This window comes from Brevundimonas sp. (assembly GCF_030682035.1).
Classification (GTDB): Bacteria; Pseudomonadota; Alphaproteobacteria; order Caulobacterales; family Caulobacteraceae; genus Brevundimonas.
In genome coordinates this window covers 22,813-30,219 of sequence record NZ_JAUXQZ010000040.1, presented here as the reverse complement: position 1 = coordinate 30,219, position 7,407 = coordinate 22,813, and the positions used below count along the sequence as shown (strand labels likewise).

The 7,407-nt window shown below is 69.0% G+C and carries 7 protein-coding genes; 3 read left to right on the top strand and 4 right to left on the bottom strand.

Features of this window, described 5'->3' with window-relative positions; translation table 11 throughout:
• Positions 1 to 202: 202 nt before the first annotated feature.
• From Q8K49_RS11240 to Q8K49_RS11230, 3 genes are all read right to left on the bottom strand, one after another.
• Positions 203 to 529: a zf-TFIIB domain-containing protein gene (locus Q8K49_RS11240; RefSeq protein ID WP_305306146.1), complete on the bottom strand. Its 327-nt coding sequence runs from the start codon at positions 527 to 529 to the stop codon at positions 203 to 205.
• Between the two features lie 100 nt (positions 530 to 629).
• Entirely contained in the window at positions 630 to 2,492 is a 1,863-nt protein-coding gene (locus Q8K49_RS11235; RefSeq protein ID WP_305306144.1) for a DUF885 family protein, read from the bottom strand.
• Positions 2,493 to 2,561: 69 nt separating this feature from the next.
• The gene (locus Q8K49_RS11230; RefSeq protein ID WP_305306142.1) at positions 2,562 to 3,002 is read right to left on the bottom strand and encodes a VOC family protein; all 441 of its coding nucleotides are present in this window, start codon (positions 3,000 to 3,002) and stop codon (positions 2,562 to 2,564) included.
• Positions 3,003 to 3,148: 146 nt separating this feature from the next.
• Here Q8K49_RS11230 and Q8K49_RS11225 point away from each other — a divergent pair, with 146 nt between their 5' ends.
• From Q8K49_RS11225 to Q8K49_RS11215, 3 genes are read left to right on the top strand one after another with little or no spacing between them, the layout of a single operon-like run.
• Positions 3,149 to 3,724: a YqaA family protein gene (locus Q8K49_RS11225; RefSeq protein ID WP_305306140.1), complete on the top strand. Its 576-nt coding sequence runs from the start codon at positions 3,149 to 3,151 to the stop codon at positions 3,722 to 3,724.
• A 52-nt stretch (positions 3,725 to 3,776) separates the two neighbouring features.
• Entirely contained in the window at positions 3,777 to 4,310 is a 534-nt protein-coding gene (locus tag Q8K49_RS11220; protein ID WP_305306138.1) for a disulfide bond formation protein B, read from the top strand.
• The gene (locus tag Q8K49_RS11215; protein ID WP_305306136.1) at positions 4,288 to 4,911 is read left to right on the top strand and encodes a demethoxyubiquinone hydroxylase family protein; all 624 of its coding nucleotides are present in this window, start codon (positions 4,288 to 4,290) and stop codon (positions 4,909 to 4,911) included. The genes Q8K49_RS11220 and Q8K49_RS11215 overlap by 23 nt, the downstream gene beginning before the upstream one ends.
• 12 nt (positions 4,912 to 4,923) lie before the next feature.
• Here Q8K49_RS11215 and cobT read toward each other — a convergent pair whose 3' ends face one another.
• The gene (gene cobT, locus Q8K49_RS11210; RefSeq protein ID WP_305306134.1) at positions 4,924 to 6,795 is read right to left on the bottom strand and encodes a cobaltochelatase subunit CobT; all 1,872 of its coding nucleotides are present in this window, start codon (positions 6,793 to 6,795) and stop codon (positions 4,924 to 4,926) included.
• Positions 6,796 to 7,407 lie beyond the last annotated feature (612 nt).

Sequence of the window (7,407 nt, the reverse complement as noted above, 5' to 3'; positions counted from 1 at the left end):
CGCATCGAGCGCTGCTTCAACAGGCTCAAGCACTTCCGCCGCTTCGCAACACGCTTCGACCGGCTAGCCAGCCACTACCTGGCCTTCATCCACATCGCCGCCTCCATGCTCTGGATGCGCTGAATGTCGATTCGTCCTAGTACAGCCCCCAGCGCCTTGTCATCCCTGACGCCGCGCAGGGGTGATTCCCGACGACAAATGCTCAATCAAAAATGTCGAAGATGCTGTCGCGCTTCTTCTTGTAGCGGTGGTCGTCGTCGTCCCGGCTGCGGTAGCGCTCGTCGCGAGAGGCCCGCTGCGCGCCGCCCCAAGGCTGCTGGGGCGCCTGCTGCGGGGGATAGGGCTGGGCAGGCGGCTGCTGAGGGGGCGCGGAGGCGCGGCCATCCTGGGCCGCCGACTCCATCAGCTTCTCCAGTTCGCCGCGGTCCAGCCAGACGCCACGGCAACTGGGGCACATGTCGAACTGCACGCCGCCCCGCTCCAGCGTCTGCATCGCGGCGTTGTCGTTGGGGCACATCAAGAGCGGCATCGGCGTCTCCTACAAGGATCGACCCTAGAGCTAGGGGGCTGCCCCGGTTCCGCCAACGCGGCGATCAGCCGCGCCTGCGCCGGCCGGGACCGAACGGTCCTCAGTCCCGCGCCCCGCCGCCCGCCGCGATCCAGGCGTCGACCTGGTCCTCCAGCACCTCCAGCGGCACCGAACCCGAGCCCAGGACGACCGAGTGGAAATCGCGGATGTCGAAACGCGACCCCAGAGCCGCCTGCGCCCGCTGGCGCAGCTCCATGATCTTCAGCTCGCCGATCTTGTAGCTGGTCGCCTGTCCCGGATTGGTCAGGTAGCGCTCGACCTCCTTGACGATGTCACGCTCGCTGAGCAGCGAATTCCGCTGAAAATACTCAATCGCCTGTTCCCGGCTCCAGCGTTTGGCGTGCAGGCCGGTATCGGTGACGAGCCGCACCGATCGCCACAGCTCCAGCGACAGCCGCCCGAAGTCCGAATACGGGTCTTGATAGAAGCCCATCTCCTTGCCCAGCCGCTCCGAATAAAGGCCCCAGCCCTCGGCGTAGGCGCCGTAGCCGCCGAACCGTCTGAAGCGCGGCAGGCTCTCCATCTCCTGGGCGGATGCGATCTGGAAATGGTGGCCCGGCGCCCCCTCATGATAGCTGATGGCCTCGATCTGGGGCTTCAGGACCTGGGTCATATCCGACAGGTTGACGTAGTAGATGCCGGGTCTGGAGCCGTCGGCGGCGGGCGAGTTGTAAAAGGCGACCGAAGCCGTCGCCTCCCGCCAGGGCTCGACCGCCCGAACCTCAAGCGCCGACTCGGGCAGGTCGTGGAAATACCGCGGGCCCGCTTCCATCACCTGGGCGATAAAGGCGCGGGAGTCGGTCAGGTAGGTTTCCCTGCCCTCCGGCGTGTTGGGATACTGGAAGCGCGGATCGGTCTTCAGCCAGGCGAACATCTCCTGCAGCGAGCCGGTGAAGCCGACCTGCGTCATGATCGTCTGCATCTCGCCCTGCAGCCGCGCCACCTCGGCCAGACCGATCTCGTGAATCTGGTCGGCCGTCAGGTCGGTGGTGGTCGAGAGCTGTAGGCGGGCGTTGTAGAAAGCCTCCCCCTCGGGCAGCCGCCAGACGCCGCCGGCGTTGTCCGGCATGGCAGCCGCCTGGGCTCCGACCTCGGCCAGGGCCGTCAGCACCCCTTGATAGCCCCGCCGCCACGCCCCCGTCAGAGCCGCCCTGCCCCCGGCCAGCAGCCGCTCCTTCGTCGCCGGATCAGCCTCCAGCGCGCCGACCTTGCGCTGGAAATCGGCCCAGACCGGATTGTCGGCCGTATCGTCGAACGGAGCGCCCGAGATGATCGCCGCTGTATTCGCCAGCGTCGGCTCGAACACGAACACCGGTGAGATCACCCCCGCCGCGGCCCGCGCCCGCAGGGTGGCCGAAATCTCGCCCATCACCCGCTCGGCCTCGACCAGCCGGGCGACATAGGCCTCGGCATCGGAGACGCTGCTGACCCGGTGGTTGTTGATCATGAAAACCGGCAGGCCCGTCGTCGGATTGCCGTTGGCCGCGAACTGATAGCCCCAGTCGCGCCAGCGGTTCGACAGCCGCGCCTGCTCGACCCCGTATTCAAACAGCCGCCACGACAGCCGGCTGTCGGCGCTGAGGGTCTGCGGATTGAACTGGTCGTTCAGCTGCACCAGCTGCCGCTCGGCCAAGGCCAGCGCCCGCTCCGCAGCCGCGTCGGTCGCGTCGTCCAGCCGGTCGTAGTCAGTCTTGATGCCCAGCGAGGTCATCTGCTGCGGCGACAAGGCGATCCGCTCCTGAAACGCTTGTTCGAAAAACGCCGCCAGCCGCGCGTCCTCGCTCTGGGCGACGGCAGGCGCGGCATGGCCAGTGTGCCCCGCATGAGGATCCTGCGCTGCGGCGGTTGAAGCTCCCGCCAGCAGGGCGACGACGGCGGCGGACGAGACGAGCAGACGACGCATGGGAGCTCCCGGAAACACTGAGGGCGCGACCATCCCCGAGCCGACGCCAGTGCGCAAGTGACGGAGGTGTCACCAGCTCCCGGTATTGGCCATCGACACCCACGGCTCGGCGGGCGCCAGGGCCGGGCCCTCCTGCAACAGTTCGATGGAGATGCCGTCGGGCGAGCGGACAAAGGCCATGCGGCCGTCGCGGGGCGGCCGGTTGATAGTCACCCCGCCGTCCATCAGCCGCCGGCAGGCGGCATGGATGTCGTCGACCTTATAGGCCAGATGGCCGAAATTGCGGCCGCCGTCGTAGGGCTCGGGATCCCAGTTGAAGGTCAGTTCGACCTCGGGCGACCGCTCCGCTTCGGACCGCGCGCGGTCGGCCGGTGCGGCGAGGAAGACCAGGGTGTAGCGCCCGGCCTCATTCTCCATCCGCCGCATCTCCTCAAGACCCAGCAGGTCGCACCAGAAGCGAAGCGAGGCGTCGAGGTCGGTCACCCGGACCATGGTGTGCAGAAAGCGCATCGGGAAACCGTCCGGGCAGGAGGTGGGAGGCGGGAGGCCGCCTCTATAGCGACCCTTCGCCGCGACTGCGAATAGCGGACGGTTTCGACGGGTGCGCCCGCCGCCGGGGCCTGCTAGACGCGACCTTCGGCTTTTCCGGGACACACATGCTTCGCAAGCTCTACGACTGGGTCTTCGCCCTCGCCCGCAGCAAACACGCCACGCCGGCGCTGGCGGCGGTCTCCTTCGCCGAGAGTTCGTTCTTCCCCATTCCGCCGGACGTCATGCTGGCGCCGATGATCCTGGCGCGGCCGGACCGGGCGTATTTCTACGCCGGAGTCTGCACGGTCGCTTCCGTGCTGGGAGCCATGCTGGGCTATGCGATCGGCTATTTCCTGACCGATGTCGGGATGATGATCCTGAGCTGGCTGGGCAAGGCCGACACCTTCGAGGCGTCCAAGGCGCTGTTCCAGCAGCACGGCGCCTGGGTCATTCTGATCAAGGGCCTGACCCCGATCCCGTTCAAGCTGATCACCATCGCCTCGGGCATCTTCCAGTTCAACTTTCCGCTCTTCGTGGCGCTGTGCGCCGTGACCCGCGGCGGCCGCTTCTTCGCCGAGGCCTTCGTCCTGAAACGCTGGGGTCCGGCCATGCTGGAAATGGTCGAGAAGCGGCTGGCCATGTGGAGCGTCATCGGCCTGGTGGTGCTCGTCGGCGCCATCGTGGCGGTGAAGCTGCTCTGATCGGGCGAGCCTCATCGACGCGGCGTTCCGGCCCGGCTATGAACGTCGTCCGATGAGAGGCCTGTATCGACTCCTGACGCGGTGGTGGACCGCCTTTGCGCTCGCGGCCTCATTGGCCCTGCTGGGTGCGGCTCATGCGTTCGAGCGATTCGAGGGCCTCGCCCCCTGCAACCTGTGCCTCAAGCAGCGCGAGGTCTACTGGGGCGCTGTCGCCATCGCCCTGGTCGCCACCCTGTGGCATGTGATCAGCCGGGGCAGCCGTGGCACGCCGCGCATCGCCGCCTTCATGCTGGCCGTGGTCTTCGCCACCGGCGCGGTCACCGCCGTCTTCCATATGGGCGGCGAAATGGATTGGTGGGATCTGCCTGCGACCTGTTCCGGCGGCGGCGACATCAACCTCGAAAGCCTGGCCGCCCTGGCGCTGGGCACCGGTCCGATCGAAAAGGTCGTCATGTGCGACGCAGTGACGTGGCGCTTCCTCGGCCTGTCCATGGCAGGGTGGAACGCTCTGATCTCGACCGCCCTGGCCGTGTTCAGCCTGCTCGCCGCCAAGAGGCCCAAGGATGCCAGAGCCCCTCGAAACTGAGCGCCCCGAAACTGAGCCCCTCGACTCTGATCGGGCGCGGGATCGTCGCATCCCGCTGGCTCGGCCCGGCCGGGGCGCCCGCCGGCGCCGGCGCGCCGAAATCCTGCGCGTCGACCACGCTGGGGAATACGCCGCCGTCCACATCTACCGCGCCCAACGGGCGGTGTTCGAGGGCCGCGCGGGCCGCGAGACCGTCGCCGCCGACATGGGCGAGATGCAGGCCCAGGAGGCCGTCCACCTGGCCCGGTTCGAGGCCCTGCTGAACGCCGAGCGCGTGCGCCCAACGGTGATGACGCCCGTCTGGCGGCTGGCGGCCCTGGCGCTGGGGACCGGCACGGCCCTGATGGGCGAGAAGGCCGCCCACGCCTGCACCGAGGCGGTCGAGAGCGTCATCGAGGAGCACTACGCCGACCAGATCGCCGAACTTCGGGACCGCGACCCGGCGCTTGCGGCGGAGCTGGCCGCCTTCCGCGACGAGGAACTGGCCCACCACGACCACGCCGTCGCCCACGGCAGCCGCGACGCGCCCGGCTACGGCCTGCTCAGCGCGGTGATCAGGGCCGGCTGCCGCGTGGCCATCAAGGTCAGCGAACGGGTCTGATTTCCGGGTGGCTCACGCCGCCCTCCGTCGCCGCGCCGGCGCCGCCTTGGGCTCGCCCTCAAACAGTTCGGCCAGCTTCTCGATCATCACGCCCGCCAGTTGTTCGACATCCACGATGGTGACCGCCCGGCGATACCAGCGGGTGACGTCATGGCCGATGCCGATGGCGATCAGCTCCACCGGCGACCGACCTTCAATCTCGGCGATCACCTGACGCAAATGCTTGTCCAGATACAGGGCCGCATTGGCCGACTGGGTCGAATCGTCGACCGGCGATCCGTCGGAGATGACCATCAGGATGCGTCGCGCCTCGGTCCGCACCAGTAAACGTTCGTGCGCCCAGGTCAGGGCCTCGCCGTCGATGTTTTCCTTGAGCAGCCCCTCGCGCATCATCAGGCCGAGGCTCTTTTTGGCCCGCCGCCACGGTGAATCCGCCGACTTGTAGATGATGTGGCGCAGGTCGTTCAGCCGGCCCGGATTGGCGGGTTTGCCCGCGCTGATCCAGGCCTCGCGCGCCTGCCCGCCCTTCCATGCCCGGGTGGTGAAGCCGAGGATCTCGACCTTGACGCCGCAGCGTTCCAGCGTTCGCGCCAGAATGTCGGCGCAGACCGCCGCCACCATGATCGGCCGCCCACGCATCGAGCCGGAATTGTCCAGCAGCAGGGTCACCACCGTGTCGCGGAACGGGCTCTCGCTCTCGGCCTTGAAGCTGAGCGGCGATGTCGGATCGGTGATGATCCGGGTCAGGCGCGCGGTGTCCAGCACGCCCTCTTCGAGATCGAAATGCCAGCTGCGGTTCTGCTGCGCCATCAACCGGCGCTGCAGCTTGTTGGCCAGCCGCGCCACCACCGACGACAGGGCCGTCAGCTGCTGGTCCAGCAGGGCGCGCAGCCGCTCCAGCTCATTGGGATCGCACAGGTCGGCCGCATCGACGATCTCGTCATGGGCGGTGGTGAAGACGCGATAGGTGTCGACGGCGCGCCCGTCGTCGGCGGTCTGCTGGCGGTTGGGCAGGGCGCCCTCGTTGACGTCGGGCCCTTCGTCCGACGCTTCCCCATCCGGATCGCCCGCCGAGCCGTCCGGTCGGGCGTCGCGCTCATCGCCCTGGCTCCGGTCGTCGGCCGAGCCGTCCATGGTCTGGCCTTCGCCGCCGCCGGCGTCGTCCTCCTCGTCCTGATCGTCCGCGGCGTCGGGCGACTGCGGATCAGCCTCGTCGTCGCCCTCTTCGTCGGAGGCGTCGTCTCCTCGCCCGTCGCCGGGATCGAGGTCGAGCGCCCGCAACACGTCCTTCAGCCGGTCGGCGAATGCGACCTGATCGTCGGCCACCTCGGCCAAGGCGTTGAGCTTGGCGCCGGCCTTGTCCTCCATGGCGGTGCGGACGAGGTCCAGCATGGCGCCGGCGCCATCGGGCGCGCGCTGGCCGGTCAGCCGCTCGCGCACCAGCAGGGCTACCGCCTCTGCCACCGGCACCCGCTCGACCTCCGTGGCGCGCAGGGCGCCCATCTTCTCCAGCCGCGCCAGCAGGGCCGCGCCCATATTGGCCCGAACCCCGGCCAGAGATTGCGAGCCGATAGCCTCGACCCGCGCCTGCTCCACGGCCTCGAAGACCTCGGCGGCGCGGCTGTCGATGGGGCGGAGGCGGGCGTGCAGGGCCTCGTCATGGTTGGCCAGACGCAGCGCCAGCCGGTCGGCCTGGCCGCGCAGGGTCGCGCTCTCGGGTCCGCCCGGATCGCGCGGCGGATGCGGCAGGGTCAGAACGCCATTGGATAGTCGCGGCCCGTCGGAGCCGAACACGACCTCCAGCTCGGACTGCTCCGCCAACGCCCGCGCCGCATGGGCGAGGGCGCGCTTGAAGACGTCTGCGGGGGTTTCGGCGGCGGCCATGGGGTTCGTTAGCGTGTCCGGCGTTTCGAGAGAAGGCTGTCTTGTGGGCCGCGGTCGTCGGCCCTTCGGGATCTCCCGACCCGACGCGGCCTGCTTGTTGGGCCGCGGTCGTCGATCTCCCTCCCCCGACGTGGGGAGGGAGAACGCGCAGGCTGAAGCCCTCTCCGGCCGTGAGGCGGAAAGCGTGGGAAGGGCCGGCGGAGCGCCGGGCGCGAAACCCGGAGACCGTGGGAGAGTGTTTTTCGGCTTCGCGACGTCGCTCCGCACGAAATGTCTGACCGGGAGCTGTCGGCCTGAAAGGCAGTGGTCAGCTCCCTCAGGACCAGCGGCGCTGTTGACGCCTTGCCGACATGGCCTCCGGGCGGGCGGGTCGGAGTCTTGCGAACCGTTCGTCCGGGCGGCTCCGCCGCCCGTTCCTCCACCCCGGAACGGCGCGGGTTCCCTGCCCGTCGCCCTTCACGCTCGGCCTATGCTCGCCCCACGGGGGCTCGCGACTTGAGCCCGGCTGTGGCGGCCTGACGCTCGCCGCGCCACGGCTCGCTGCTTGAGGCCCGAGGGCGCTCGCGATCCGCTGCGACGAAGGTTCGACCCCCTCCCGCTCATCCCGTTTCC

Excerpts from the sequence above, each read along its gene's own strand:
- Q8K49_RS11215 (WP_305306136.1), top strand. The coding sequence starts at position 4,288 with ATGCCAGAGCCCCTCGAAACTGAGCGCCCCGAAACTGAGCCCCTCGAC.
- Q8K49_RS11235 (WP_305306144.1), bottom strand. The coding sequence starts at position 2,492 with ATGCGTCGTCTGCTCGTCTCGTCCGCCGCCGTCGTCGCCCTGCTGGCG.
- Q8K49_RS11230 (WP_305306142.1), bottom strand. The coding sequence starts at position 3,002 with ATGCGCTTTCTGCACACCATGGTCCGGGTGACCGACCTCGACGCCTCG.
- cobT (WP_305306134.1), bottom strand. The coding sequence starts at position 6,795 with ATGGCCGCCGCCGAAACCCCCGCAGACGTCTTCAAGCGCGCCCTCGCC.
- Q8K49_RS11220 (WP_305306138.1), top strand. The coding sequence starts at position 3,777 with ATGAGAGGCCTGTATCGACTCCTGACGCGGTGGTGGACCGCCTTTGCG.
- Q8K49_RS11240 (WP_305306146.1), bottom strand. The coding sequence starts at position 529 with ATGCCGCTCTTGATGTGCCCCAACGACAACGCCGCGATGCAGACGCTG.
- Q8K49_RS11225 (WP_305306140.1), top strand. The coding sequence starts at position 3,149 with ATGCTTCGCAAGCTCTACGACTGGGTCTTCGCCCTCGCCCGCAGCAAA.